The organism is Ensifer sp. Root31 (assembly GCF_001424825.1).
In the GTDB taxonomy this organism is placed as follows: domain Bacteria; phylum Pseudomonadota; class Alphaproteobacteria; order Rhizobiales; family Rhizobiaceae; genus Ensifer; species Ensifer canadensis.
This window is the reverse complement of the sequence record NZ_LMCO01000011.1, coordinates 76,971-100,348: the sequence shown is the minus strand read 5'-3', so window position 1 is coordinate 100,348 and position 23,378 is coordinate 76,971. Positions and strand designations below refer to the sequence as shown.

Annotated in this window: 23 protein-coding genes and 1 tRNA gene; 14 read left to right on the top strand and 10 right to left on the bottom strand. The window is 61.3% G+C overall.

The genetic code is table 11. The features are described from left to right. Positions 1 to 120: 120 nt before the first annotated feature. From ASD00_RS11885 to ASD00_RS11870, 4 genes are all read left to right on the top strand, one after another. A complete protein-coding gene (locus ASD00_RS11885; RefSeq protein WP_057206644.1) occupies positions 121 to 954 on the top strand; it encodes an outer membrane protein in 834 nt (277 codons plus the stop codon). A gap of 164 nt (positions 955 to 1,118) precedes the next feature. Then, on the top strand, positions 1,119 to 2,297 hold the full coding sequence (locus ASD00_RS11880; RefSeq protein WP_057206599.1) for a phosphoserine transaminase: 1,179 nt from the start codon (positions 1,119 to 1,121) through the stop codon (positions 2,295 to 2,297). 86 nt (positions 2,298 to 2,383) lie between these two features. Continuing rightward, positions 2,384 to 3,979: a phosphoglycerate dehydrogenase gene (gene serA, locus ASD00_RS11875; protein WP_057206597.1), complete on the top strand. Its 1,596-nt coding sequence runs from the start codon at positions 2,384 to 2,386 to the stop codon at positions 3,977 to 3,979. A 113-nt stretch (positions 3,980 to 4,092) separates the two neighbouring features. Next, positions 4,093 to 4,677 carry a GNAT family N-acetyltransferase gene (locus ASD00_RS11870; RefSeq protein ID WP_244496035.1) on the top strand — a complete coding sequence of 195 codons (585 nt, stop codon included), beginning with the start codon at positions 4,093 to 4,095 and terminating at the stop codon, positions 4,675 to 4,677. 51 nt (positions 4,678 to 4,728) lie between these two features. Here ASD00_RS11870 and ASD00_RS11865 read toward each other — a convergent pair whose 3' ends face one another. Continuing rightward, entirely contained in the window at positions 4,729 to 5,613 is an 885-nt protein-coding gene (locus ASD00_RS11865; protein WP_057206595.1) for a DMT family transporter, read from the bottom strand. Positions 5,614 to 5,820: 207 nt separating this feature from the next. Between ASD00_RS11865 and ASD00_RS11860 the strand changes: the two genes are divergently transcribed. After that, on the top strand, positions 5,821 to 7,119 hold the full coding sequence (locus ASD00_RS11860; RefSeq protein WP_057206594.1) for an adenylosuccinate synthase: 1,299 nt from the start codon (positions 5,821 to 5,823) through the stop codon (positions 7,117 to 7,119). A 63-nt stretch (positions 7,120 to 7,182) separates the two neighbouring features. After that, positions 7,183 to 9,435 carry a hypothetical protein gene (locus ASD00_RS11855; RefSeq protein ID WP_057206592.1) on the top strand — a complete coding sequence of 751 codons (2,253 nt, stop codon included), beginning with the start codon at positions 7,183 to 7,185 and terminating at the stop codon, positions 9,433 to 9,435. 88 nt (positions 9,436 to 9,523) lie between these two features. Here ASD00_RS11855 and rpoH read toward each other — a convergent pair whose 3' ends face one another. Then, positions 9,524 to 10,429, bottom strand: coding sequence for an RNA polymerase sigma factor RpoH (gene rpoH, locus ASD00_RS11850; RefSeq protein ID WP_025424714.1), 906 nt, complete (start codon positions 10,427 to 10,429; stop codon positions 9,524 to 9,526). A gap of 210 nt (positions 10,430 to 10,639) precedes the next feature. After that, a complete protein-coding gene (locus tag ASD00_RS11845) occupies positions 10,640 to 11,668 on the bottom strand; it encodes an RluA family pseudouridine synthase (RefSeq protein ID WP_057206591.1) in 1,029 nt (342 codons plus the stop codon). Positions 11,669 to 11,697: 29 nt separating this feature from the next. Between ASD00_RS11845 and ASD00_RS11840 the strand changes: the two genes are divergently transcribed. Together ASD00_RS11840 and ASD00_RS11835 are read left to right on the top strand one after the other, a co-directional pair. Next, positions 11,698 to 12,081, top strand: a complete 384-nt coding sequence (locus tag ASD00_RS11840) for a hypothetical protein (RefSeq protein WP_025424712.1) — start codon at positions 11,698 to 11,700, stop codon at positions 12,079 to 12,081. A 4-nt stretch (positions 12,082 to 12,085) separates the two neighbouring features. Then, complete coding sequence (locus tag ASD00_RS11835) at positions 12,086 to 12,922, top strand: RNA methyltransferase (protein ID WP_057206589.1); 837 nt, start codon at positions 12,086 to 12,088, stop codon at positions 12,920 to 12,922. 16 nt (positions 12,923 to 12,938) lie between these two features. Here the strand turns inward: ASD00_RS11835 and ASD00_RS11830 are convergent, their stop codons facing one another. Together ASD00_RS11830 and ASD00_RS11825 are read right to left on the bottom strand one after the other, a co-directional pair. Continuing rightward, positions 12,939 to 14,120, bottom strand: a complete 1,182-nt coding sequence (locus ASD00_RS11830; RefSeq protein WP_057206587.1) for a hypothetical protein — start codon at positions 14,118 to 14,120, stop codon at positions 12,939 to 12,941. A gap of 259 nt (positions 14,121 to 14,379) precedes the next feature. Beyond that, positions 14,380 to 14,967 (bottom strand): EipA family protein, encoded by a 588-nt coding sequence (locus ASD00_RS11825; protein ID WP_025424709.1) that lies wholly within the window; start codon positions 14,965 to 14,967, stop codon positions 14,380 to 14,382. A gap of 277 nt (positions 14,968 to 15,244) precedes the next feature. Between ASD00_RS11825 and ASD00_RS11820 the strand changes: the two genes are divergently transcribed. Further along, positions 15,245 to 15,898: a histidine phosphotransferase family protein gene (locus tag ASD00_RS11820; protein WP_057206585.1), complete on the top strand. Its 654-nt coding sequence runs from the start codon at positions 15,245 to 15,247 to the stop codon at positions 15,896 to 15,898. 264 nt (positions 15,899 to 16,162) lie between these two features. After that, positions 16,163 to 16,525, top strand: coding sequence for a response regulator (locus ASD00_RS11815; protein ID WP_025424707.1), 363 nt, complete (start codon positions 16,163 to 16,165; stop codon positions 16,523 to 16,525). A gap of 279 nt (positions 16,526 to 16,804) precedes the next feature. Here the strand turns inward: ASD00_RS11815 and ctrA are convergent, their stop codons facing one another. Beyond that, the gene (gene ctrA / locus ASD00_RS11810; RefSeq protein WP_025424706.1) at positions 16,805 to 17,506 is read right to left on the bottom strand and encodes a cell cycle two-component system response regulator CtrA; all 702 of its coding nucleotides are present in this window, start codon (positions 17,504 to 17,506) and stop codon (positions 16,805 to 16,807) included. Between the two features lie 441 nt (positions 17,507 to 17,947). Between ctrA and ASD00_RS11805 the strand changes: the two genes are divergently transcribed. Beyond that, the gene (locus ASD00_RS11805) at positions 17,948 to 18,298 is read left to right on the top strand and encodes a hypothetical protein (protein WP_025424705.1); all 351 of its coding nucleotides are present in this window, start codon (positions 17,948 to 17,950) and stop codon (positions 18,296 to 18,298) included. A gap of 158 nt (positions 18,299 to 18,456) precedes the next feature. Here ASD00_RS11805 and ASD00_RS11800 read toward each other — a convergent pair whose 3' ends face one another. Then, on the bottom strand, positions 18,457 to 18,738 hold the full coding sequence (locus ASD00_RS11800; protein WP_057206583.1) for a GNAT family N-acetyltransferase: 282 nt from the start codon (positions 18,736 to 18,738) through the stop codon (positions 18,457 to 18,459). A 216-nt stretch (positions 18,739 to 18,954) separates the two neighbouring features. Continuing rightward, the gene (locus tag ASD00_RS11795) at positions 18,955 to 19,230 is read right to left on the bottom strand and encodes a DUF1153 domain-containing protein (RefSeq protein ID WP_003527546.1); all 276 of its coding nucleotides are present in this window, start codon (positions 19,228 to 19,230) and stop codon (positions 18,955 to 18,957) included. A 487-nt stretch (positions 19,231 to 19,717) separates the two neighbouring features. Here ASD00_RS11795 and ASD00_RS11790 point away from each other — a divergent pair, with 487 nt between their 5' ends. The 3 genes from ASD00_RS11790 (at position 19,718) to ASD00_RS11780 (ending at position 22,152) form a co-directional block, all read left to right on the top strand. After that, a complete protein-coding gene (locus tag ASD00_RS11790; protein WP_025424703.1) occupies positions 19,718 to 20,467 on the top strand; it encodes a LuxR family transcriptional regulator in 750 nt (249 codons plus the stop codon). Between the two features lie 277 nt (positions 20,468 to 20,744). After that, positions 20,745 to 21,941 carry a tRNA 2-thiouridine(34) synthase MnmA gene (gene mnmA / locus ASD00_RS11785; protein ID WP_057206639.1) on the top strand — a complete coding sequence of 399 codons (1,197 nt, stop codon included), beginning with the start codon at positions 20,745 to 20,747 and terminating at the stop codon, positions 21,939 to 21,941. Positions 21,942 to 22,075: 134 nt separating this feature from the next. Further along, a tRNA-Met gene (locus ASD00_RS11780) sits at positions 22,076 to 22,152 on the top strand. Between the two features lie 48 nt (positions 22,153 to 22,200). Here the strand turns inward: ASD00_RS11780 and ASD00_RS11775 are convergent. Together ASD00_RS11775 and ASD00_RS42475 are read right to left on the bottom strand one after the other, a co-directional pair. Continuing rightward, positions 22,201 to 22,497, bottom strand: a complete 297-nt coding sequence (locus ASD00_RS11775; protein ID WP_025424701.1) for a hypothetical protein — start codon at positions 22,495 to 22,497, stop codon at positions 22,201 to 22,203. 483 nt (positions 22,498 to 22,980) lie between these two features. Further along, on the bottom strand, positions 22,981 to 23,349 hold the full coding sequence (locus ASD00_RS42475; RefSeq protein ID WP_348272062.1) for a hypothetical protein: 369 nt from the start codon (positions 23,347 to 23,349) through the stop codon (positions 22,981 to 22,983). Positions 23,350 to 23,378: the final 29 nt, after the last annotated feature.

Below are 23,378 nucleotides of genomic sequence, written 5' to 3'. Positions count from 1 at the left end.
AAATCCCAACGGGCATGGTTAACCGCGAGTTAACCTCCGTCTGCAATAGTTAACGCTGAACGAAGCAGCTGGTGGGTGGATCCTATTCGGCGACGGCAATGGCAGCGAAAGGGCATGGGCATGGAATGGCGAAACGGGATCTGCGGAGCCGCGTTCGGTGTCGGCCTGTTGCTTTCCGGTCCGGCAGTTGCCGCAGACGAGACCCTGATCGACGCCCCCGAAATCACGATTGCCCAGGAAGCAACCGGCAGCAGCGGCCTCTACCTGCGCGGCGACATCGGTTACGCCGGCTGGCGCGACGAAGGCGATCCTAGCTACCGCACCTTCGATCAGGGGACCGGTTACAGCAATATTCCGTTCGACGGTGCACGCTTCGATAAACCGCTTTCGGGCACCATCGGCCTCGGCTACCAGATCACCGACACTTTCCGCGCTGACCTCACGGTCGATTATTTCGAGGGTCGTTTCGACGGCTCGTCGCTGACCGCAAGCCCCTGCGCGGGGCAGGGTGCCGGCACGTCCTGCGCCTTTGCCGCGACGGCGGATTTTTCCGCGCTGGGCCTGATGGCGAACGCCTATGTCGATTTCGGAACGCTCGCCGGCTTCACGCCCTATCTCGGCGCCGGTATCGGCGCGACCAATCTGCGTTGGAATACCGCCTTTGCCAGTGAGAGCTGCGTTGCCGGCGGCGGCGCCTGTGCCGGCGCTCCGGCCACAACCTCATTTGACGGTCGCGACAGCTGGCGCTTCACCTATGCGCTGATGACCGGCGTCTCCTACGACCTCAGCGATCGTCTGAAGCTCGATGTCGGCTACCGTTACTCGCATATCGGCGACGGCGAGATGTTCGGCTTCGGTGCCGAGGCACTGGCGGGTGCGAGCGGGGCAAAGGGTTTCGACGATGGACTTTCCCGTCACGAGATCAGAGCCGGCCTGCGCTTCTCGTTCTGGTAACATTCGGTCGGCAGGCGCAGCCTCATCTTTGCTGATATTGCCTGCGACGCCATAAATATTCTCGATTGCGACACAAGTCGCTTGACTTCCTTCCGGACCCGCAATATTTCCGACGGCGGGACACCCTTCCCCAACGAAGGGCTATCTATCTGGAAGGATAGCACATGACGAAGCCTGCCAAGCCGGACATCCGTCCGAACAACACCCATTTTTCTTCTGGCCCTTGCTCGAAGCGCCCCGGTTGGTCGCTCGATGCTCTCTCCGACGCTCCGCTCGGTCGTTCGCACCGCGCCAAGGTCGGCAAGACGAAGCTCAAGCAGGCCATCGATCTTACCCGTGACATTCTTGACGTGCCGGCCGATTACCGCATCGGCATCGTGCCCGCTTCCGATACCGGCGCCGTCGAAATGGCGCTCTGGTCGATGCTCGGCCAGCGTGGCGTCGACATGGTCGCCTGGGAAAGCTTTGGCGCCGGCTGGGTGACCGATGTGGTCAAGCAGCTGAAGCTCGCCGATGTACGCAAGTTCGAAGCCGGTTACGGCGAACTTCCCGATCTCTCCAAGGTCGATTTCGATCGTGACGTCGTCTTCACCTGGAACGGCACGACCTCGGGTGTGCGCGTTCCGAATGCCGACTTCATTCCGGCCGACCGCAAGGGCCTGACCATTTGCGACGCGACGTCTGCCGCCTTTGCGCAGAACCTCGATTTCGCCAAGCTCGATGTCGTCACCTTCTCCTGGCAGAAGGTTCTGGGCGGCGAGGGCGCACACGGCGTCATCATTCTTTCGCCGCGTGCCGTCGAACGCCTGCTGACCTATGTGCCGGCCTGGCCGCTGCCGAAGATCTTCCGCATGACCTCCGGCGGCAAGCTGATCGAAGGCATCTTCACCGGCGAGACCATCAACACGCCTTCGATGCTCTGCGTCGAAGACTACATCGATGCGCTCGTCTGGGCTGAGAAGGTCGGTGGGCTCAAGGGCCTGATGGCGCGTGCCGACGCCAATGCCAAGGTGATCTTCGACTTCGTTGCAGCCAACGGCTGGATCGCCAATCTGGCGGTCAAGGACGAAACCCGCTCCAATACGTCGGTCTGCCTGAAGATCGTCGACACGGACGTCGCCGCACTGGATGCGGATGGACAGGCAGCCTTTGCCAAGGGCGTTGTCGCCCTGCTCGAAAAAGAAGGTGTCGCGTTCGACATCGGCCATTATCGCGATGCACCGTCCGGTCTCAGAATTTGGGCCGGTGCCACGATTGAGGCATCCGACATGGCAGCTCTGATGCCGTGGCTGACCTGGGCTTTTGAGACCCAGAAGGCGACGCTGTCGCTGGCAGCGGCCTAACCCAAGCGTTTGCTTCGCTCCCGATGGGGGAGCGAAGCCCTTGTACCGCATTCCCGTTCAGACCTGATCTTCTCAAGGAGGCCATCATGGCACCTCGCGTTCTCGTATCCGACGAACTGTCGGAAGCCGCCGTCCAGATCTTCCGCGACCGCGGCGTTGAAGTCGATTTCCAGCCGAAGCTCGGCAAGGACAAGGACAAGCTCGCCGAAATCATCGGCAACTATGACGGTCTTGCCATTCGCTCGGCCACCAAGGCGACCGAGAAGCTGATCGCCGCTGCGACCAATCTCAAGGTCATTGGCCGTGCCGGCATCGGCGTCGACAATGTCGATATTCCGGCCGCTTCGCGCCGCGGTATCATTGTCATGAACACGCCCTTCGGCAATTCGATCACCACGGCCGAACACGCCATCGCGCTGCTTTTTGCCGTTGCCCGCCAGCTTCCGGCCGCCGACACCTCGACGCAGGCCGGCAAGTGGGAGAAGTCCCGCTTCATGGGTGTCGAAATCACCGGCAAGACGCTCGGCGTCATCGGCGCCGGCAACATCGGCTCGATCGTCTGCTCGCGCGCCATCGGCCTCAAGATGCATGTGCTTGCCTATGACCCGTTCCTGTCGAAGGAGCGCGCCGAAGAAATGGGCGTCACCAAGGTCGAGCTCGACGAGCTGCTGGCCCAGGCCGACTTCATCACCCTGCACGTGCCGCTGACGGACAAGACCCGCAGCATCCTCAATGCCGAAGCTCTGGCCAAGACCAAGCCGGGCGTGCGCATCATCAACTGCGCCCGCGGCGGCCTCGTCGACGAGAAGGCGCTGGCCGACGCGATCAAGTCCGGCCACGTTGCCGGCGCCGGCTTTGACGTGTTCGAGGTCGAGCCTGCGACGGAAAGCCCGCTCTTCGGCCTGGCGAACGTCGTCTGCACGCCGCATCTCGGTGCGTCGACCACGGAAGCACAGGAAAACGTCGCCCTGCAGGTCGCCGAACAGATGTCGGACTATCTCGTCAAGGGTGCCGTTTCCAACGCCATCAACATGCCCTCGATCACCGCCGAAGAAGCCCCGATCCTCAAGCCCTTCATCCGGCTTGCCGACGTGCTTGGCGCCTTCGTCGGCCAGGTGACGGAAAGCGCGATCAAGGAAATCGAGATCCTCTACGATGGCGCGACCGCAGCGATGAACACCAAGGCGTTGACCAGTGCCGTGCTCGCCGGTCTCATCCGGCCGCAGGTGGCCGATGTCAACATGGTTTCGGCTCCGATCATGATCAAGGAAAAGGGCGTCATTCTTTCCGAGGTCAAGCGTGACAAGACCGGCGTCTTCGACGGCTACATCAAGCTGACGGTCAAGACCGCCAACCAGACCCGCTCGGTCGCCGGTACGGTGTTCTCCGACGGCAAGCCGCGCTTTATCCAGATCAAGGGCATCAACCTTGATGCGGATGTCGGCAGCCACATGGTCTACATCACCAACACCGACGTACCCGGCATGATCGGCTTCATCGGCATGACCCTCGGCGATGCCGGCGTCAACATCGCCAACTTCCAGCTTGGTCGCGAGAAGGAAGCCGGCGACGCCATCGCGTTGCTCTATGTCGACGGCCCGGTTTCCGATGACGTGCTCGACAAGCTGCGCGCCAACGGCGCGATCCGCCAGGCAAAACCGCTGGTGTTCAACATCGATTGATCATGGATGCAGCAGCCTTGCGCACCGCCTGGTGCGCAAGGCTGAAGGGCGCAAATCGGCCATGATTTTGTGACCCATGCGCCAGCGAATGGCCGGCTCGCCAAGGCGGGCAGATGATTGAATTCGAGAACGACCAGGAACGCATCGGACAAGCCGGTGCGTTCTTTCGGTTTGAAACATTGATGACGGCAATGACACGACAGGCATTCCGCTGGCGCGAGGCCAGCCTTCCCGATCTCGTTTCGGTCTCCGAAATCCAGCTGGTGGTTCACGAGGCATTCCCCGAGGACGATCACGTGCTTGCCGATCGGTTGGAACTGAGCCCGGAGGGCTGCTTCATGCTGGAGGTCGGCGGCGTCACTCAAGGCTATGTCTTGAGCCACCCCTGGATCCGCCGTGCGCCGCCCGCGCTGAACGCGGTGCTCGGCGAGATCCCTGAAACCGCCGACACCTGGTACATTCACGACCTGGCGCTTTTGCCTGAGACCCGTGGATCCGGGGCAGGGGGCAACGTCGTGCCGCTGCTCGCCGATATCGCCCGGTCGGACGGCTACCACTCGATGTCGCTGGTGTCGGTCAACGGTTCGCGCGGCTTCTGGGAGCGGCAGGGGTTTTCCGTCCGCATGGACGAGCGGCTGGCAAGCAAGCTTGCAAGCTACGGCGAGGATGCGCTCTACATGGAGCGGTTGCTCGCCTGAAAGAGGGGCGCCGGCTCGGCCGGAAGAGGTCAATATCCGTGCGGGTTGGTATTAGTGTTTCGGGCGGCCCTTCTCGGCAATGGCGATGCCGCCGAGAACAAGCAGCAGGGCGATGAAATGGAAGGTGTGGAAGGTCTCGCCGACCAGCATGACCGACAGCAGCGTGCCGAAGACCGGGATGGCATTGATGAAGAGCCCGGCACGGTTGGCGCCGATCATCTCGACGCCGCGGACATAGAGCACCTGCGACATCAATGACGGGAAGATGGCGGCGTAGAGCACGATGATCCAGCCGGTCGTGTCAGGAAAGATCGCCGTGCCGTTGCCGATCTCCCAGAAGAGCAGTGGAATGGCGCTGAGCAGGGCGCCGAAGGCGGGTGCGGCGATGAAACTCTGCCAATGCATCGTGGGCTTCCAGCGCAGTGCCACGGTATAGGCGGCGTAAACGATGCAGGCGGCGATCATCAGGGCGTCGCCGAAGTTGAACTCCAGTTGCAGCAGGCTGGCGATGTCGCCGTGCGCGGCGGTGATCAGCACGCCGATCAGCGTCACGGTGAAGCCGATCACCTGTGCGATCGAGGCGCGGGTTCGAAACAGCATGAAATTGAACAGGAAGATCAGCATGGGGATGCCGGCCTGCAGGATGACCGCGTTGATCGCGCTGGTATATTTCAGCGCAGAATAGAGCAGGGCGTTGAAGGTGGTGAAACCGATGACGCCATAGGCCAGCAGCTGCAGCCAATGCTGCTTGATCTTCTGCCAATCGCGGCGGATCTGCGGCGTCATTAGCACCAGGATGATGAGAAGCGCAAACACCCAGCGAAGGGTGGTGAGCATCATCGGACTGACATGTCCGACGGCCATTTTTCCGGCGACCGAATTGCCGCCCCAGAAGAGTGCGGTGACGCAGAGATAGAAATAAGCCCTGGAATTCACGATGCTGCAACCTGCTGGGATGACGGGGATTGATTGCCGCAAGGGCGGGAGAGACGCAAGATATAGGCGCTAAATCCAGCGCTTGTCATGCAAAAAGGGCGGAACGCCCGTCATAACGGGGTCGCTTTCCCGGTGACAACACAGTATAGATGCGCGGGTTTTGAGAACAGCGCAACCCTACTTGCGCGCGTCAACAGGAAGAGAATTATGACGAATGTCGTGGTGGTCGGATCCCAGTGGGGTGATGAAGGCAAAGGCAAGATTGTAGATTGGCTCTCGGAACGCGCGGATATCGTCGTGCGCTTTCAGGGCGGTCACAACGCCGGCCATACCCTGGTGATCGACGGCGTCAGCTACAAGCTGTCGCTGCTTCCGTCCGGCGTCGTGCGTCCCGGCAAGCTCGCCGTCATCGGCAACGGCGTGGTCATCGACCCGCATGCGCTGATCGCTGAAATCGACAAGCTCGGCAAGCAGGGCGTGACGATCACCCCGGAGAACCTGCGTGTTGCCGACAACGCCACGCTCATTCTTTCGCTGCACCGCGAACTCGACGGCTTCCGCGAAGACGCTGCCTCCAACAGCGGCACCAAGATCGGCACCACCCGCCGCGGCATCGGCCCGGCCTATGAAGACAAGGTCGGCCGTCGTGCGATCCGCGTGATGGACCTTGCCGACCTCGAAACCCTGCCGGCCAAGGTCGATCGCCTGCTGACGCACCACAACGCGCTGCGGCGTGGCCTCGGCGAACCGGAAATCAGCCATGACGCGATCATGCTCGAGCTGTCTTCGGTTGCCGACAAGGTACTGCCGTTCATGGAAACCGTCTGGGTGCTGCTCGACAAGGCGCGGCGCAAGGGCGCCCGCATCCTGTTCGAAGGCGCGCAGGGCACGCTTCTCGACATCGATCATGGCACCTATCCGTTCGTAACCTCGTCCAACACCGTTGCAGGTCAGGCCGCCGCCGGTTCGGGCATGGGCCCGGGCTCGCTCGGCTACATTCTCGGTATCACCAAGGCCTATACGACCCGCGTCGGCGAGGGCCCGTTCCCGACCGAACTGCACGACGAGATCGGCCAGTTCCTCGGCGAGCGCGGCCACGAATTCGGCACCGTTACCGGACGCAAGCGCCGCTGCGGCTGGTTCGATGCTGCGCTCGTGCGCCAGTCGGTCGCTGCCAACGGCATCACCGGCATCGCGCTGACCAAGCTCGACGTGCTCGATGGCCTTGATGAACTGAAGATTTGCGTCGGATATACTCTCGACGGACAGCAGATCGATCATCTTCCGGCAAGCCAGGCGCAGCAAGCTTCGGCAAAGCCAGTCTATATTACACTTGAAGGCTGGAAGGAATCGACTGTCGGCGCACGCAGCTGGGCAGATCTTCCGGCACAGGCGATCAAGTATGTTCGCCAGGTCGAGGAACTCATCGGTGCACCGGTGGCTCTTCTTTCGACCAGCCCGGAGCGGGACGACACAATACTTGTGACGGACCCCTTTGAGGACTAGTGTCGGCGGACTGACATTGCGTCGTGATCGCAAACACATGCCTGAGCGTATGAGAAAGTTCTGATGGCGGATTTTGTTGCAGTTATTCGCAGGACCGTTGACGGCCTGTCGGAAAACACACCGGAAATGCGGGATAAGGTCTACGAGAAGGCGCGCGCCGCCGTGCGTCGCCAACTCGAAAATATGAATCCGCGTCCGTCGGACGATATGATCAATCGTCAGTTGGCAAAACTCGAAAACGCGATCGGCGAGGTCGACAGCGAGTATGCTGAGGCCCTGCCGGCGGTCGACGCGTTCGAGCCCGAGGCTGAAGTCGCGGAAGCGGTCGTGCCCGCTGAGGCGGAACCGGAACCGGGCGATGTCGTCGAGACGCCGGTCGAACAGGCCGAAAGCGAGCCGGTGACGGCGGCAGCCGAAGAACCGGCACAAGACGACGTTGTCGGCGATGCCGAGCCTGCTTACGCCGACGCAGTTGCCGAGCATGATGAGCAGACGGAAAGCTATGCCGAGACCGTGCCCGCGGAAGCACCGGCCGAATATGTCGAGGTAGCAGCCGAATACGCCGAAGCCGTCGAAGAGCAGGCCGAGCCGGCTTGGCAGCCGCCGGTCGAGGCACAGGCGCATGATGAGGAAATCGTCGCACCCGCCCAGCCTGCCGCTGAAGAGGTCCTTGACCATGCGCCGGTTGCCCCGGCCATCGAGCCTGAACCCGAATCGGTGCAGGATGCGACCTGGGATGCGCCCGCTGTCGCGCCTGCTGCGGAAACGTCAGCGCATTCGGAATGGGAACTGCCGGACTGGGAAGACACGAAGCCCGCTCCTGCACCTGCCTCGCTGGACGCGAAGCCGGACGACGTGGTCGACGATGCCGGTGCACCTGAGTTGCTCGGCATGCATCCCGTCGAGGAAAAGCCTGCCGAAATAGAGCCGGCGGCGCCGAAAGCGGATGCCAGCCGTTCCTGGTCGTTCGACGACGACGATCCGTTTGCCTCGATCACCGAGCGCCCCGCTCAAAAGGCCAGCGACGCCGAAATTTCCGATTGGTCGTGGCCGGTCGAAAAGACATCGCTAACGCCGGCCGCAAACTCGGCGGAATCCGCAAGCCAGCAGGAGCGCGCGGGTACGGCCTGGGATCACATTGACGATCTTCTGGGTCTTGAAGGCGGTGCGACGGCGGCAGGTGCGGGAGCGGCAACGGCCAAGGATACCGATCGCGGCATCGAGATGCCGGCGCGGCCGACTTCGTATAGCACGACGCCAAAGCCTTCGCGCTTCAGCGTCAAGCGCCTGGTGATCGCCGCCGGCTTTTTGCTCGTGCTCGGTGGCGGCGGATTTGCCTATTGGCAGAACCGGGAGGCGGGCAATGCCTGGATTTCCGGCATGGTCGCTTCGATAACGTCGGCCGTTTCCGGCAAGGGTGAGACGCCGGCGGAACAGCAGAGCACGCCCCCGGCGCCGACCGGCGAGACCGTGACGCAACAGCCCGGCGCGCATGACGACACGGCTGTTCCGGACAACACGTCGACGAAATTTACCCAGCGCCTGCTTGCCGATGGCTCGGAAACCGATGCCGGCCCGGCTGTCTTGAACGGTGAAAGTGCCGCGCAGGAAGGCAAGTCGGTCGCACCGCAGACCGAAGCCGGAAAACCGCAGGAAGAAGCGGCCGGTACGCCTGGTACCGACGCCGGAACGCCTGGTACAGGTCTGCAACCCGGCGCTCAGCCGGCACAGCCGGATGTTGCGGTTGCCAACGGCGAAAAGATGTTCCTCTACGAAGAGCGGCTCGGCCAATCCTCTCCGACCGCCATTCCGGGAACTGTCGCCTGGTCGGTCAAGGAGGAGTCTCCGGGTGGCGACGCCAAGCCGGAACCGGCAATCCAGGCTCAGATCACCGTGCCGGACCGCGGGTTGACCGCGCTGATGACGATCAAGCGCAATGCGGATCCGTCCCTGCCGGCGAGCCACGTGATCGAGTTCGTCTTCTCGCTGCCGCAGAACTTCGAAGGCGGCGCCATCGACGGCGTGCAGCGCGTTTCGATGAAGCGGACGGAGCAGGATCGTGGCGATGCGCTGATCGCGGTACCCGCCAAGATCACCGACGACTTCCACATGATCGCGCTCAATGACTTCGCCGAAGCGGTTGGCAGCAATACCGAACTGCTGCGCAGCCGTGGATGGATCGATATCCCGCTGACATACCGCAACGGTCGCCGCGCCTTGCTGACGCTTGAAAAGGGCCAGAGTGGCAACGAAGCCTTCAGCCAGGCGATGCGCGCTTGGGGATCGTCAGGCAATACGGCAGCGACAGGCCAATAGGGCCGGACACGCTGAAGCAGAAACAACAAAAAAACCCGGCGAGAACTTCGCCGGGTTTTTTCGTTTCCTGTTATGCCAAGCCTCGGACCTATGCGCCTTCGACGACGCGCAAGGCTTGGGCATTCTCCAACGCCGCCTTGCGGACGGCGTCCTGGACCTTTTCAAAGGCCCTGACTTCGATCTGGCGCACGCGCTCGCGGCTGATATCGAACTCGGTCGACAGGTCTTCGAGCGTCAACGGATCTTCGGTAAGGCGGCGCGCCTCGAAGATGCGGCGTTCACGATCGTTGAGCACCTTCATCGCGTTTGCGAGCAAGGCCTTGCGGCTGTCCAACTCGTCCTGCTCGATCAGGATCTGTTCCTGATTGTCGTGGTCGTCGACGAGCCAATCCTGCCATTGTCCGGATTCGCCTTCGCTCGCCTTGATCGGCGCGTTCAGCGAAGCATCGCCGGACAGGCGACGGTTCATCGAGATGACCTCGTCCTCGCTGACCTTCAGGGTCGTGGCGATTTCCTTGACGTGCTCGGGCTTCAGGTCGCCTTCGTCGAGCGCCTGGATCTTGCCCTTGAGTCGACGCAGGTTGAAGAACAGCCGCTTCTGGTTGGCGGTCGTACCCATCTTGACCAGCGACCAGGAGCGCAGAATGTATTCCTGGATGGCGGCCTTGATCCACCACATGGCATAGGTCGCCAGGCGGAAGCCGCGATCGGGCTCGAACTTCTTGACGGCCTGCATCAGGCCGACGTTGCCTTCAGACACGACTTCGCCGATCGGCAGGCCGTAGCCGCGATAACCCATCGCGATCTTGGCGACGAGGCGCAGGTGGCTGGTGACGAGCTTGTGAGCGGCGTTGCGGTCGTCATGCTCCTGATACCGCTTGGCGAGCATGTACTCTTCCTGCGGCTCGAGCATGGGAAATTTGCGGATTTCGTCGAGATAACGATTGAGGCCGCCTTCACCAGCGGCAATGGACGGCAAATTGTTTCGGGCCATGAAGCACCCCCCTTTATAGTCTCCGGCCTCCGGGCGGCAGGCCGGGCATGTGGGTCTTCGTCAAGACCCCACGAGGCTACAAAATAAGTACGGCGAAAGCATGATTCAAGGAGTCCGGTTTCACTAACATGTGACGCCGGAGGCAAGACAGATCACGAATAGAGGCGCAGTTAAAATTGGAATCCTGCGGCCGAAATTCAAGAGGTGGCGTTACGTTCCGCCACGCAGGGCCTCGACCAGGGCCGCCATGTCGTCAGGCACCGGGGCCTCGAAGTGCATGGTCTCGGCGGTCGACGGATGTTCGAACTGCAGCATGAAGGCATGCAGGGCCTGGCGGTGGAATTGGCTGACCACGGACTTTGCCGCCTCCGGCAGGAGGTTGGCCTTGGTGCGGAAGGCCGCGCCATATTCCGGGTCGCCGATCAGCGGATGGCCGATATGAGCCATGTGCACGCGGATCTGGTGGGTGCGACCGGTTTCGAGGTGGCATTCCACCGTCGATGCCAGGCTGGTGCCGTCGGGCTTTTCCAGATAACGCTCGACGACCTCGTAATGGGTAATCGCTTCGCGGGCGTCGTCGCTGTCCTCGCGTTTTACGGCGCGCTTGGTGCGGTCTCCCGCACGGCCAAGAGGGGCGTCGATGGTGCCCTTCAACTGGCGCGGACGGCCCCAGACGACGGCCCGGTAGGCACGCTCGAGCGGGCCGGTGCGGCCGTGATCGGCAAACTGGTCTGACAGATGGCGATGGGCGGCGTCGTTCTTGGCGACGACCATGACCCCGCTCGTTTCCTTGTCGAGGCGGTGGACGATACCGGGCCGCTTGACGCCGCCGATGCCCGAGAGGCTGTTGCCGCAATGGTGGATGAGAGCATTGACCAGCGTGCCCGTCCAATTGCCGGCGCCGGGATGAACGACAAGCCCTGCCGGCTTGCACAGGACGATAAGGTGGTCGTCCTCATAGAGCACGTCGAGCGGGATATCCTCGCCCTTCGGCTCCGGATCTTCCGGCTCGGGCAGGTCGATCTCGAAATGGTCGCCCGGCTGGACCTTCTTCTTCGGTTCGGTCACCAGCTTGCCGTTGATCGAAACAGCACCCTGCTCGATCAGGCTCTTGATCCGGTTGCGGGAAAACTCGCCCGAAAGTGCCTCGGTCAGGAAGGAATCGAGCCGCCCTGCGGCGTCCTCGCCCGCCGTCAGGACTTTCCTATTGGCTGCTGCTTGTTTAAAGGGGTCGTTCATTCCGTTTTAATTCCGATAAAAGGCCAATCATGACCGCGACCGCGCCCGATGACCAGGAAGACAAGCCGCTAGACCCGGCGATGGAGAATGTTCGCCGCAAGATGGTGCGGCTGCAACTCGTCTCGGCAGGCGTGATGTTGGTCATGCTTATGGCTGTCCTCGGAACGATTGTCTACAAGCTGACCCGCACGGACGAAAAGGCGCAGGCGCAATCCGCAGCCATCGCCGTTCCGAGCGAGGCGCCGGTCAATGCGGTTGCCGCCCTCCCGGCCGGCTTCACGGTGACCAACGTCGCGCTGTCGGGCTCGCAGGTGCTTTTCTACGGCAATCTGCCCGGCGCCGAGCCGCGCGCCATCGTTTTCGATATCGCCGCCGGCCGCATCGTGGCCGACATCACCGTCAGGACCAACTGACGGTATGAGCTCAAGCGCCTCGCCTCCGATCCGCATCGATGATCCGGCAGATCCGCGCATCGCCGGCTTCGTGTCGATCAAGGAGCGCGACCTGACGGGCCGACAGGGGCGTTTCATCGCTGAAGGCACGGTGGTGCTGCGCATGCTGGCGGCGGCGCATCGCTCCAACAGCGGGCTTGGCGCCGAGGCCATCCTGCTTCTCGAAAGCCGTGTGGCCGGCGTGGAGGCCATTCTGGCGGAATTTCCCGCTGACGTGCCCGTCTATGTGGCGGCGGCACCGGTGTTCGACGCGATCGCCGGTTTCAACATGCACCGTGGTGTGCTGGCACTTGGGCGCCGTGACGGCATTGTCGGCCGGGACACGCTGCTTGCCTCGCTTCCCGCTTCAAGCCTGGTCCTCGCAGCCTGTGGCATCTCCAACCATGACAATATGGGTTCGCTGTTTCGCAATGCCGCGGCCTTCGGCGTCGATGCGGTGCTGATGGATGAGACGAGCTGCGATCCGATGTACCGGAAGGCGATCCGTGTTTCCGTCGGTTCGGTGCTGACGGTGCCGTTTGCGCGCGAAGGGTCGGCGGCGTCGCTGATCGAACGGCTGCAGGCCGAGGGCTTTGCGATCTGGGGGCTGTCGCCGGCCGGCGAAACCGACATCGGCGGAATACCGCCGGCCAGGCGCACTGCCTTGCTCGTCGGAACGGAAGGTGAGGGGCTGCCGCCGGCCATCCTGAAATCCGTACGCACCGCCCGCATTCGCCAGCGGCCCGGGCTCGACAGCCTCAATGTCTCGATGGCAGCCGGCATCGCGCTGCATCAGGTCGCCTTGATCAACGACCGGATCTGACGCGCACAGAAAGTGCCTATTCCTTCGGCAGGATTTCTTTTGCCCGCGTTGCCAGGCTCTTGCGGCCGGCCGCATCGTTGTTTTCGTCACCCGCGAGCAGGCTGAGGATCGGCGAGGCGGCGCCCTCGCGCGTTGCCGTCAGAGCCACCATGCTGGCGGCAATTTCCGCCACTTCCTCGCGCAAGGCATCGTCATGGGCGGTCGTCTTGGAATTGGTCAACCGTTCCGACAGGGCGGCCGCACGGTTCTTGAGTTCATGCGAAAGCGCCGCAGTTTCCAGCGGCGGCACGCCCGGTTGCTCGATGAGCTGCGCAGGGTGCGCGGCAACGCCCTCCGACGGCTCGCTGCCGCTTGCGCGACGGTCCTTGCGCGCTGGGAAGGCGATACCTGCCGCGCGCAACACCTTGGCGGCATCCCGCATGTCCTGGTTCACGTCTTTCACCTTGGTCTTCAGTCGTTCGATTTCATCGGCGCGTCGCTCGAGCGCGCTTTCGCGATCGGCGCCTGCAGCCAGTTCCCGCGAAAGCTTGTCTTCCAGTCGCTGCAGGCGGCTCTCGTCACGGGCAAGACGCAGCTCCATTTCCTTGGCATGCGCGCTTTCCGTCTTCAGATCTGCACGCAGCGCATCGCGCTCGTCGCGGAGCGTCGCGACGCGGCTCTTGAGGTTTTCGGCCTCTGTCTCGCCGGCGGCAAGGTCGAGGCGTAGATTGTCGATGGCGGCGGCCTGTTGCGCCAACTGATTGGTCAGAGTCTTGATCGTTTCCGCCTTGCCGGCGTTGTCGCGCTCGACGGTTTCGAGCGAAACCTTCATGCGCTCCAGTCGCTGCTCGAACTGTCGGATCGCCGAGCGCATGTCGGCGGCTTCGACGTTCATGTCGGCAAGCTGGGAATGCAGATCGGCATTCTCGCCGTTCAGGCGGCGTGCCTCCTGCAGTGTCTTTTCGTTGTTGAGCATCAGCGATACGCCCTTGTCGCGCTCGCGCTTCAGGGCTTGCTGCGTGCGTGCGTTCTCGGCGGCAAAGGTGGCGCGGGCGGCATCTTTCTGGGCGCGCACTTCCTGGGGGCTGAGCGGCATGGTCGCCTTCAGACGATCCTCGGCAAAGCGCACGATGCGGCGGTGAATGGCCGGCGCGACGAGAAGGCCGATGATGATCGCCGTCAGGAAGCCCAGGGCAAAGAGGAGCGAGAATTCAATCACGAGCTGGCCGTTTCAAAGCTGGACCGGAAGCAAACGCCCCGCCCGACCATTACAGCCAGAGCAAGGCGCTTGATGTTACTTCCCTGCACTAAACATGACGTCTCGTGCGCTGCAAGTATTTGAGGTGGGATTTCGCCAAAGCGCACCCGCCATCTACAGCGCCGCGCGTCATATTAGACGCGCAAAGGTCGCTGTAGCATTTGAATTGCTGCATGTTTTATCCTTAAATCGAATAGGATTTAAGGAAACATGCATTAGGTCAGAAGGGGTTCCAGGTCGGGTTCTGTGTCATCTTGAGATAGCCGACATTGACCCCGAGCCGGGCGCCGATGCCGGTGCGGATCGGGACGACGACGATGTGTTCGTCGGTGAGCACCGTCATGCCGACGCCGGCCACGACATAGGCCGAACCGGAGACGCCGCCAAACCGCTTGTAGAGGGATGGCACGCTCGGAAGGTTGTAGACCAGCATCATCGTTCGGCTGCCCTGTCCGCCCCAGTCGATGCCGAGTGATGGCCCCTGCCAGAAGACGTTGTGCTGGCCGGCATTCTTGGTGTTGAGTTCGCCTTCCCCGTAGGTCAGGCCAGCGATGAAGGCGCCAGAACCTTCCTGTCCGAGGATATAGCCGTTCGGCAGGCCGTAACGTTCGAAGGCGCGCTCCACCACCTTGGCGAGGCCGCCCGAGGTTTCGCCGAAGAAGCCGTGACCGGCATCGACGATCTCCTGCATCGAATATTGACTATTCGCCTGCTGGGCATGGGCGGCGGATATGGCGCCGGCCATCAGGAACATCGTCGCCAGGATAGCGCGGCTGGCCATCGTGGCTGCCTTCATGATCTGCTGCATCGTTTCCTCCGTCAGGCGCGAAAATCACTCGCTTGCGGGTTTGCTATGGCCGGCATCGCCTGTGACGGCGCGGCCAGCGGGGGTCTGGACCATTTCCCTGCAATTTGAACCGATGGTCTTAACAATCGGTTTACCAAATGTGGTGTCATTATGATCCACTGATGAACGGCTGCGCCGGGCAGCCCATGGCTTGCGTCTTAGCGCCTGAGGCTTTACCGGCTCTGCCCGAGCGCGTGCCTCATGTCCGCATGCCGATGGAACCGAACAAGGAAAGACGATGGCAACGAATCCGAACCTGACATTGACGGGACCCGATCTGGCCGCGCTTCTGTGCAGCCGGGTTTGCCACGACATCATCTCGCCGGTCGGCGCCATCAACAATGGCCTGGAACTTCTGGACGAGGGCGGCGCCGATGCCGACGCCATGGACCTCATCCGCACCAGCGCACTCAACGCGTCGGTCCGCCTGAAGTTCGCTCGTCTCGCCTTCGGCGCCTCCGGCTCGGTCGGCGCGTCGATCGATACCGGCGAAGCGGAAAAGGCGGCCAAGGACTTTGCCGCCGCCGAGAAGAAGACCGAGGTCAACTGGCACGGGCCGCGCGCCATCATCGCCAAGAACCGGGTCAAGCTCCTCCTGAATCTTTTCCTCATCGCCTATGGGGCGATCCCGCGCGGTGGCGTCATCGACATCACGCTCGAAAATCCCGAGCTCGACGCAGTGTTCACGCTGGCCTGCAAGGGCCGGATGATGCGCGTGCCGCCGCGTCTGGTCGAACTTCTGTCCGGCACGCCGGAAGAGGCGGTCGATGCGCATTCGATCCAGCCCTACTACACGGTGCTGCTCGGCGAGGAAGCGGGCATGACGATCGATGTGGTTTCGACCGGCGAAGAGATCATCTTCACGGCGCGTATGAAGCCGGTCGACGCCTAAGTCCGGCGCTGCCTTTGCTGTTTTGATACATGTCCGGCGCGGTGTGGCGATGGCCCCCGCGCCGGACATTTGCGTGGCCACAGTTTGAGCGCCCGCCTTTCCTGGCTTTTGGCCGGTTCACCGAAAAATTAATATTTTCAGCGTGTTAAAAACAGCCGGAGAGCCTGCGTTAAGCAAGCTCCGTAACGAAATCTTTGCCAAATTTGTATAGGGTTGTTTCAGGCGTGCGAGCACGCGTATAGGTAAGTCATGAAGGAGTTGGACATGCGGCGCTTGATGATTGCCGACGGCTCGGATGTCGTCAGGAAAGTTGGGAAACGTATCCTGTCCGGCATGGGCTTCCTTGTCTACGAAGCGCCGAGCGGCCTTGAGGCGCTGGTGCGCTGCGAAGCCGAGCTGCCGAATATTCTCGTGGTCGACGCCGGCCTGGAGGGCGCTCTGGATCTCATCGCCAATATCAGGCGACTGCCGAATGGTGCGTCTGTGCGCATCTATTACTGCGTCGTCGAGGCGGATCTGAAGAAGATGATGGCCGGCAAGCGCGCCGGTGCCGATGATTTCCTGCTGAAGCCGTTCGATCGCAAGATCCTGACGAGCGTCTTTGCCAGCCAGTCGATGGCGGCCTGAACCGCAATAAACGTGTTTCCGGACTGAACAAGCCGCGGCAGTTGCTGCGGCTTTTTGCTGTCTCGTCTTGGCACTTTTTGCATGACACCCGAGATCAAGGCCGAGGCAGGCGCATGTCACCACCTTCGGACCTTTGACACCAGGAAGCACCTGATCACCGAGGGAAGGGGCGACCATAACGAAAAAACCCGCCTCGAAGGGCGGGTTTGTTCAAAAGGCGTCCGTTGGCGTCATGCCTGGATATGCGGGTCCATGCCGCGCCCGGAAGAAAGCTCGAAATCAGGCGGTTTCGGCGTATTCGGCACCATCCGGCTCGCGCAGAACGTAGCCACGGCCCCAGACGGTTTCGATGTAGTTGGCGCCGCCGGCAGCATTGGCAAGCTTCTTGCGCAGCTTGCAGATGAAGACGTCGATGATCTTCAGTTCCGGCTCGTCCATACCGCCGTAGAGGTGGTTGAGGAACATTTCCTTGGTGAGCGTCGTGCCCTTGCGCAGCGAGAGCAGCTCGAGCATCTGGTATTCCTTGCCGGTGAGGTGGACGCGCTGTCCGCCGACTTCCACCGTCTTGGCATCGAGATTGACGATCAGTTCGCCGGTCGAGATGACCGACTGGGCATGACCCTTGGAACGGCGGACGATCGCATGGATGCGCGCCACCAGCTCGTCCTTGTGGAACGGCTTGGTCATGTAGTCGTCGGCGCCGAAGCCGAGACCGCGAACCTTGTCTTCAATTCCGGCCATGCCGGAGAGAATGAGGATCGGCGTCTTCACCTTGGAAAGACGCAGTGTTCTCAAGACCTCGTAACCGGACATGTCCGGAAGGTTGAGGTCGAGAAGGATGATGTCGTAGTCATAGAGTTTGCCGAGATCGACGCCTTCCTCACCGAGATCGGTGGTGTAAACGTTGAAACTCTCGGACTTGAGCATCAGCTCAATGCTCTGAGCCGTTGCGCTGTCGTCTTCAATTAGTAGAACCCGCATATTCTTCCCCTTTTCCGCCGCCCAAGGTCATCGTGGCCCCCTTACGCGATACGGATCCAGTCGTTGCCTGATTTGGAGGCTGCCATCAAATGGTTAACAAATTCTGATTCACTCTGGCAAGCTGTATCGAGATTGTTAAATATTTTTAGCAGTTCCCTGATTTCAAACATGAATCCAAAATGGCACTTTTCATGCGAAACATGAGGAAATGCCGCTATCTGACTCTTCTGACTCGTTAATGCCGGGGCCGTCATATTTCGTGCCTCAGTATTTACGGAGCCTTAAATCATCACCCCTATGATTAACGATGCCCGTAAACGAAAGGTTACCAGCGGTAGGCTTTTGTTAATATCGCTGTCGATTTTCGTTTTCTGTCTGTTGGGGCAGGCTCGACGGGCCAAATCAGTAACCGGGGTCTCGTTATCCACGGGAGTATTGCGTATGAAAGCACGTGAGAGCCTTGTCCGCCTGAAGGAATTTCAGGTCAGGGAGAAGCAGCGTCAGCTGAGCCAGCTTCAGATGATGATGGCTGAGTTCGAACGGATGACCAAGGATCTGGAAAATCAGATTGTTTTCGAGGAAAAGAAGTCGGGCATTTCCGATCCCTCGCATTTTGCCTATCCCACTTTCGCCAAGGCTGCTCGTCAAAGAGCCGACAATCTTCAGGTCTCCATTCGTGAACTGAAGGCGCAGCAGGATGCGGCCGAACTTGCACTTGAAGAAGTGCAGGCCGAATTTGCGAAGGCGGCGGCGCTCGAGGAACGGGATACGACGACGCGTCTCAGGGCGTAAGCTCCTTAGCCGTTTCGAGGCAGATGATTTTCATTCTTTGTCGGGCGATGCCGATGGCATGGCCCGATCCGGCACGATTGTCACAAGAACGAAAAACCCGCGCGACAGGCATCTGTCGGGCGGGTTTTCCCATTTCGGAACTTTGGTGGTTTGCCGCCTCAGGCCTGGATCACGTCCTGCCAATCGGGATGGCGCAGCGCCTGCGCGCGGATGAACGGGCAGAGCGGAATGATCTTCCAGCCGCCCTTGCGCGCTTCGTCGATTGCATGTTTTGCCAGCGCCTGGCCGACGCCCTTGCCGCGCAACTCGTCGGGAACGAGCGTGTGATCGACGATGATCAGTTTCGGCGATGAGCGGGAATAGGTCATCTCGCCGGTATAGCCTTCGACGGTTGTCGAGTAGCGGCCGTGCGAACCGATTTCTTCGTGGGCGATATCCATCTCAGCATCCCTTCACATTCAACGTTTGCGTGTTGCTGAAGATGCTATCGCATGACTGCAGCATTCGAAACCGGTTTGGCGAACGCGAAGGGGAAACGCACTGTCGCCGAAATGTTGCCTATTGAAAGACGGGGCGGAGCGGGCGACGGAAAACGAAAACGGCGGCCACCGGAAATTCCGGAGCCGCCGTTCGACCTATGGCCCTGTTGGGGGCTTTTAGTGGCGATATTGCTGGATGCGTGTGGTGCGCAGGCCGGCCAGACCGTGATCGTTGATGGAGGACTGCCAGGAAAGGAATTCCTCGACAGTGAGGGTATAGCGTTCGCACGCTTCCTCAAGGCTCAAAAGGCCACCGCGGACAGCGGCAACCACCTCAGCCTTCCTGCGAATAACCCAGCGCCGGGTATTCGCCGGCGGCAGATCCGCAATCGTCAGAGGACTGCCATCGGGGCCGATGACATATTTTACACGTGGTCGCATCATTTCGGTCATGGGACTCTCTACACAAACTCAAGACCATATGTTGCTGACCTTAGCCCGCCACATTTAACATTTGCCTAAGCGGTCGGTAACAATTTGCTCATAATTTTAAATACTTCCGCACACTCCCTCGATCACTTCCGCAACGTCCCGCCGGCGATCGCGACGCCTGTCGCGCTCGACAAGAGCCGCCTTAATGCCCGGAAAGCTTTGGATTATCGCGGATTTTACATGGGAGCCATGCAATTACCACATTTCACTTTAACTAAAATTCTTGGTAACGAGGCGCCGAAATAAAGGATGAGCGACGTTTGTGCGCTCCCGAATCATTCTTGGTGCATCGTCATATTTTCACAACCGGTCGCGTTGCTTTCGCGGGCATGCCGGAGAGGGTGGCTGTATTCTGGCTGCCGGGTGAAGTTCATGCACCGGATGATTTTCGGGGCTGTTTGTATTCTCTCGACCAGGTGCGTTGGCACCGGTGATGTGGTGATCAGAGATGAAGGAATCGAATGAACCAGCCTTGCTGCGCGAGGCTGAGACGGCGGACATGATTTCCGAAATCGATACGGCTGCCGTCCGCACGGAATACGAACTTCTGCACCTGATGCGGCGGTTGATCGCGCGCTATGGCTTCGGCCATTTCATGATCGCGCGCCTGCCGCTGGCCGAGCAGCAGCGCTTTTCCGAGCGCCTGGTGCTGAGTAACTGGCCGTCGGAGCTGGTGCGCCAGTACGACGCCTGCGAGACCTTTCAGTCGAGCGTGCTCGTCGAGCGCCTGCGCGGTACCAAGCTGCCGGTAACCGGCGGCGCCGAGCTGCTCGATGCGGCCGGCAAACCGACCGACGAGGCGATGGTGCACCGGCTGCTGGCGCATCCGGAGATGGGGCGCCATTTCGCCGTCCAGTTGCATACCAGCAGCGGCGATCCCTTCGTCGCCATGCTGTCCGGACGACGCGACCCGCCTGTCGGCGTCGAGCAGGCGACGCTCTATCTTTCCCTCGTGCAGCTGTTCGAATGCCTCGAACGCACCTTCGACACCGGCAGCTCGGCGCGCGAAAAGCTGTCGAGCCGCGAGATCGAGTGTCTGCGCTGGGCCGCAGCCGGCAAGAGCAGCGACGAGATCGCCATCATCCTTGGCATCTCCACCTATACGGTCAGCAGCTACTTCAAGAGCGCGACCCGCAAGCTCGACGCCGTCAACCGCATGCAGGCGATCGCCCGCGCCATGCGGCTGAAACTGATCTGAGACGGACCGCCCTGACCGGCCTTGCGCCATAGCACCGCCCTTGCCGCCGGGCGGACAAGTTTCTATATGTCGGCGACTGGAGCCTCCCGCTTTCAAGAAAGCGGAGAAGATACTCTGGACATTGTCGTGCTACAGCGACCTTGGCGCGTCTGAATAAGACGCGCGGCGCTGTAGAAGCCGAACGCGTGCCGCGTGCTATCGCGCAGGCATTGCATCGCATGAAGCGTGAAACAGGGGCGAGCGTTGTCGCTGCCACCCGAAGGCCGGATTGGATCCCGTGAATACTCTCAATTTTGACCGCAAGCCCGAAGATACGCGTGTCGTTGTCGCCATGTCCGGCGGCGTCGATAGTTCCGTCGTCGCGGGCCTGCTCAAACGCGAGGGTTACGACGTTCTCGGCATCACGCTGCAGCTCTACGACCACGGTACCGCCGTCCACCGTGCCGGCTCCTGCTGTGCCGGCCAGGACATCGACGACGCGCGACGCGTCTGCGAAACGCTCGGCATCCCGCATTACGTGCTCGATTACGAAGCGCGCTTCCGCGAAACGGTGATCAACCCGTTTGCCGAAAGCTATGTCGCCGGCGAAACGCCGATCCCCTGCGTTGCCTGTAACCAGACGGTCAAGTTTGCCGATCTCCTGGCGACGGCCAAGGAGCTCGGTGCCGATGCGCTGGCGACCGGCCACTACATCCGCTCGCGGCCGAGCCCGAACCCGCGCTATGCCGGCCAGCGGGCGCTCTATCGCCCGACTGACGCCGATCGCGACCAGAGCTACTTCCTCTTTGCCACCACGCAGGAGCAGATCGACTATCTGCGCTTCCCGCTCGGTCACCTCTCCAAGGCCGAAACGCGGGTGCTGGCCGAAGAGATGGGCCTTGTCGTTGCCCAGAAGGCCGACAGCCAGGACATCTGTTTCGTGCCGCAGGGCAAGTACAGCGATATCGTTTCCAAGCTGAAGCCGAATGCAGCGCTTGCCGGCGAGATCGTGCATCTCGATGGCCGCATACTCGGCACCCATGACGGCATTTTGCACTACACCATCGGCCAGCGCCGCGGCATCGGCATCGCCACCGGCGAGCCGCTCTATGTCGTCTATCTCGACGCCCGCTCGCGCCGCGTCATCGTCGGCCCCAAGGAAGCGCTGGAAACGCGCCGCGTCTACCTGCGCGACGTCAACTGGCTGGGCGATGAAGATCTTGAAGACGTGGCAGCCGATGGCTTCGACTGTTTCGCCAAGGTCCGCTCCACCCGCCAGCCGGCGCCCGCTATCCTGAAGCGTGACGCCGAGGGTCTTTATGTCGAGCTTGCCGAAGGCGAAGCCGGCATCGCGCCCGGCCAGGCCTGCGCGCTCTATTCCGGCGTCGGCGAAGACGCCCGCGTCTATGGCGGCGGCTTCATCCGCAAATCCGAGCGTGAGGCCGGTGCGGAAGCCTCATTGAAGGTGCTTCTGGCAGCGCCTGCGGCTGCCTGAGGCAGTCATTTCCGATCGCGCGGGAAAACTTCACATTTTCCCCGCGACTTGGCTTGACACTAGGCAGAACCGGGCCTTATAAGCCGCCCGTCCAGTCAAGACGGCTTCACCTTCGAAGCCCTGACGCGGTACCCGGCGGAGTAGCTCAGTAGGTTAGAGCAGAGGAATCATAATCCTTGTGTCGGGGGTTCGAATCCCTCCTCCGCTACCATTAGACACCCCGCTCGTACCTTAGGTTGGGTCTCTGCAAAGGAACTCCTTAGCTTTCCAATGAGTTGGATATCGGGCTTGCGCTTCTCCAAGTTCTGACCCGTACTTCCTTGATCAACTGGCGCATCAGCCTCGAATAGGCGTCTGCGCTCTTCGGGTTCCGCTCGATCACCTTCCGCAGGTCTTTCAGCGAGCGGCGGTACGACTCGATCGCTGCCGGGTGCAGAGTGACTGGGCTGACGGGCTCCGGCTCTTGGGCCAACTCTGCCTGCCACGAACGAATGTTATCCCCCAGGTCGCGGTGTTCGGTGCCTATGCTGGCAACGTTGATGACGCCGTTGAGCAATGGTGGCGTCCTTGATGCGGCTCTCCAGATCATTGCGTCGGCGCGACATGTCCGCAGCGAGGCGCATGCGAGCCTGGGTTCTGCTGTCGAGTGGGGGGGGCGACCAAATCGGACCTCCGCTGCAGGGCGCGGCTACTGCACGCGACATGGAAACGACACGCGGGACGGCGTCCCCAACACATACGCCTAGCTTCTTTAAACCTCGGTATAATTTCGCAAGCTGCGGTCGGCTGATAGGTTCCTTTCATCGCCTCAACACTTTTGTCCTCCCGGTGCGGCGATCTATCGACTTCGGTGTGTTTCCCCTGCCGTTGTCACCGCGGTCGGCGGATAAAGGCGACATCAGAGGCATGTCCGAAATCACCTGAACTGTGTCCTTTCGGACGTTTGAGACCCAGACGGTGATTCAGTCAACCCATCCAACACAAAAGGGCTTTCGATATGCATGATGATAATTGTTGCAACCCACCCCGCAGATCCTTCTTAAGTGCCGTCGCCGGGATCACGGCGGCGACCGCGCTCACTGCTGTCGGCGGCGGAGGAGCGCAAGCGGCCACCAATGATCCCTATGCCGATCCACCAAATCCGGCCCTTGAAAAGGGCAACATGAAGTTGGACCGATCGCGTGCGGCCCTGGTCGTGATCGACCCGCAAATCGATTTCATGAGCCCGAAGGGCCTTGCCTGGCCGGTCGTGGGAGAGAGTGTGACCGAGCACAACGTAGTCGCAAACCTTGGCCGCCCTTTCGAGGCCGCCAAAGCAGCCGACATCGTCGTGGCAATTTCGCCGCACTACTATTACCACTGGGACCATTCGTGGAAAATCCAAGGCCCACTCGAAGTCTTCCAGCATAAGGTCGGCATCTTCGATCGAAAAGGCCC

Bases quoted from the DNA above. Each gene is read 5' to 3' on its own strand.
- ASD00_RS11840 (WP_025424712.1), top strand. From the start codon at position 11,698: ATGACCGCGACCGCGCCCGATGACCAGGAAGACAAGCCGCTAGACCCG.
- ASD00_RS42475 (WP_348272062.1), bottom strand. From the start codon at position 23,349: ATGCTGGAAGACTTCGAGTGGGCCTTGGATTTTCCACGAATGGTCCCA.
- ASD00_RS11815 (WP_025424707.1), top strand. From the start codon at position 16,163: ATGCGGCGCTTGATGATTGCCGACGGCTCGGATGTCGTCAGGAAAGTT.
- rpoH (WP_025424714.1), bottom strand. From the start codon at position 10,429: ATGGCCCGAAACAATTTGCCGTCCATTGCCGCTGGTGAAGGCGGCCTC.
- ASD00_RS11795 (WP_003527546.1), bottom strand. From the start codon at position 19,230: ATGACCGAAATGATGCGACCACGTGTAAAATATGTCATCGGCCCCGAT.
- ctrA (WP_025424706.1), bottom strand. From the start codon at position 17,506: ATGCGGGTTCTACTAATTGAAGACGACAGCGCAACGGCTCAGAGCATT.
- ASD00_RS11860 (WP_057206594.1), top strand. From the start codon at position 5,821: ATGACGAATGTCGTGGTGGTCGGATCCCAGTGGGGTGATGAAGGCAAA.
- ASD00_RS11845 (WP_057206591.1), bottom strand. From the start codon at position 11,668: ATGAACGACCCCTTTAAACAAGCAGCAGCCAATAGGAAAGTCCTGACG.
- ASD00_RS11880 (WP_057206599.1), top strand. From the start codon at position 1,119: ATGACGAAGCCTGCCAAGCCGGACATCCGTCCGAACAACACCCATTTT.
- ASD00_RS11805 (WP_025424705.1), top strand. From the start codon at position 17,948: ATGAAAGCACGTGAGAGCCTTGTCCGCCTGAAGGAATTTCAGGTCAGG.
- ASD00_RS11870 (WP_244496035.1), top strand. From the start codon at position 4,093: ATGATTGAATTCGAGAACGACCAGGAACGCATCGGACAAGCCGGTGCG.
- ASD00_RS11800 (WP_057206583.1), bottom strand. From the start codon at position 18,738: ATGGATATCGCCCACGAAGAAATCGGTTCGCACGGCCGCTACTCGACA.
- ASD00_RS11820 (WP_057206585.1), top strand. From the start codon at position 15,245: ATGGCAACGAATCCGAACCTGACATTGACGGGACCCGATCTGGCCGCG.
- ASD00_RS11835 (WP_057206589.1), top strand. From the start codon at position 12,086: ATGAGCTCAAGCGCCTCGCCTCCGATCCGCATCGATGATCCGGCAGAT.
- ASD00_RS11885 (WP_057206644.1), top strand. From the start codon at position 121: ATGGAATGGCGAAACGGGATCTGCGGAGCCGCGTTCGGTGTCGGCCTG.
- ASD00_RS11855 (WP_057206592.1), top strand. From the start codon at position 7,183: ATGGCGGATTTTGTTGCAGTTATTCGCAGGACCGTTGACGGCCTGTCG.
- ASD00_RS11825 (WP_025424709.1), bottom strand. From the start codon at position 14,967: ATGCAGCAGATCATGAAGGCAGCCACGATGGCCAGCCGCGCTATCCTG.
- serA (WP_057206597.1), top strand. From the start codon at position 2,384: ATGGCACCTCGCGTTCTCGTATCCGACGAACTGTCGGAAGCCGCCGTC.
- ASD00_RS11790 (WP_025424703.1), top strand. From the start codon at position 19,718: ATGAAGGAATCGAATGAACCAGCCTTGCTGCGCGAGGCTGAGACGGCG.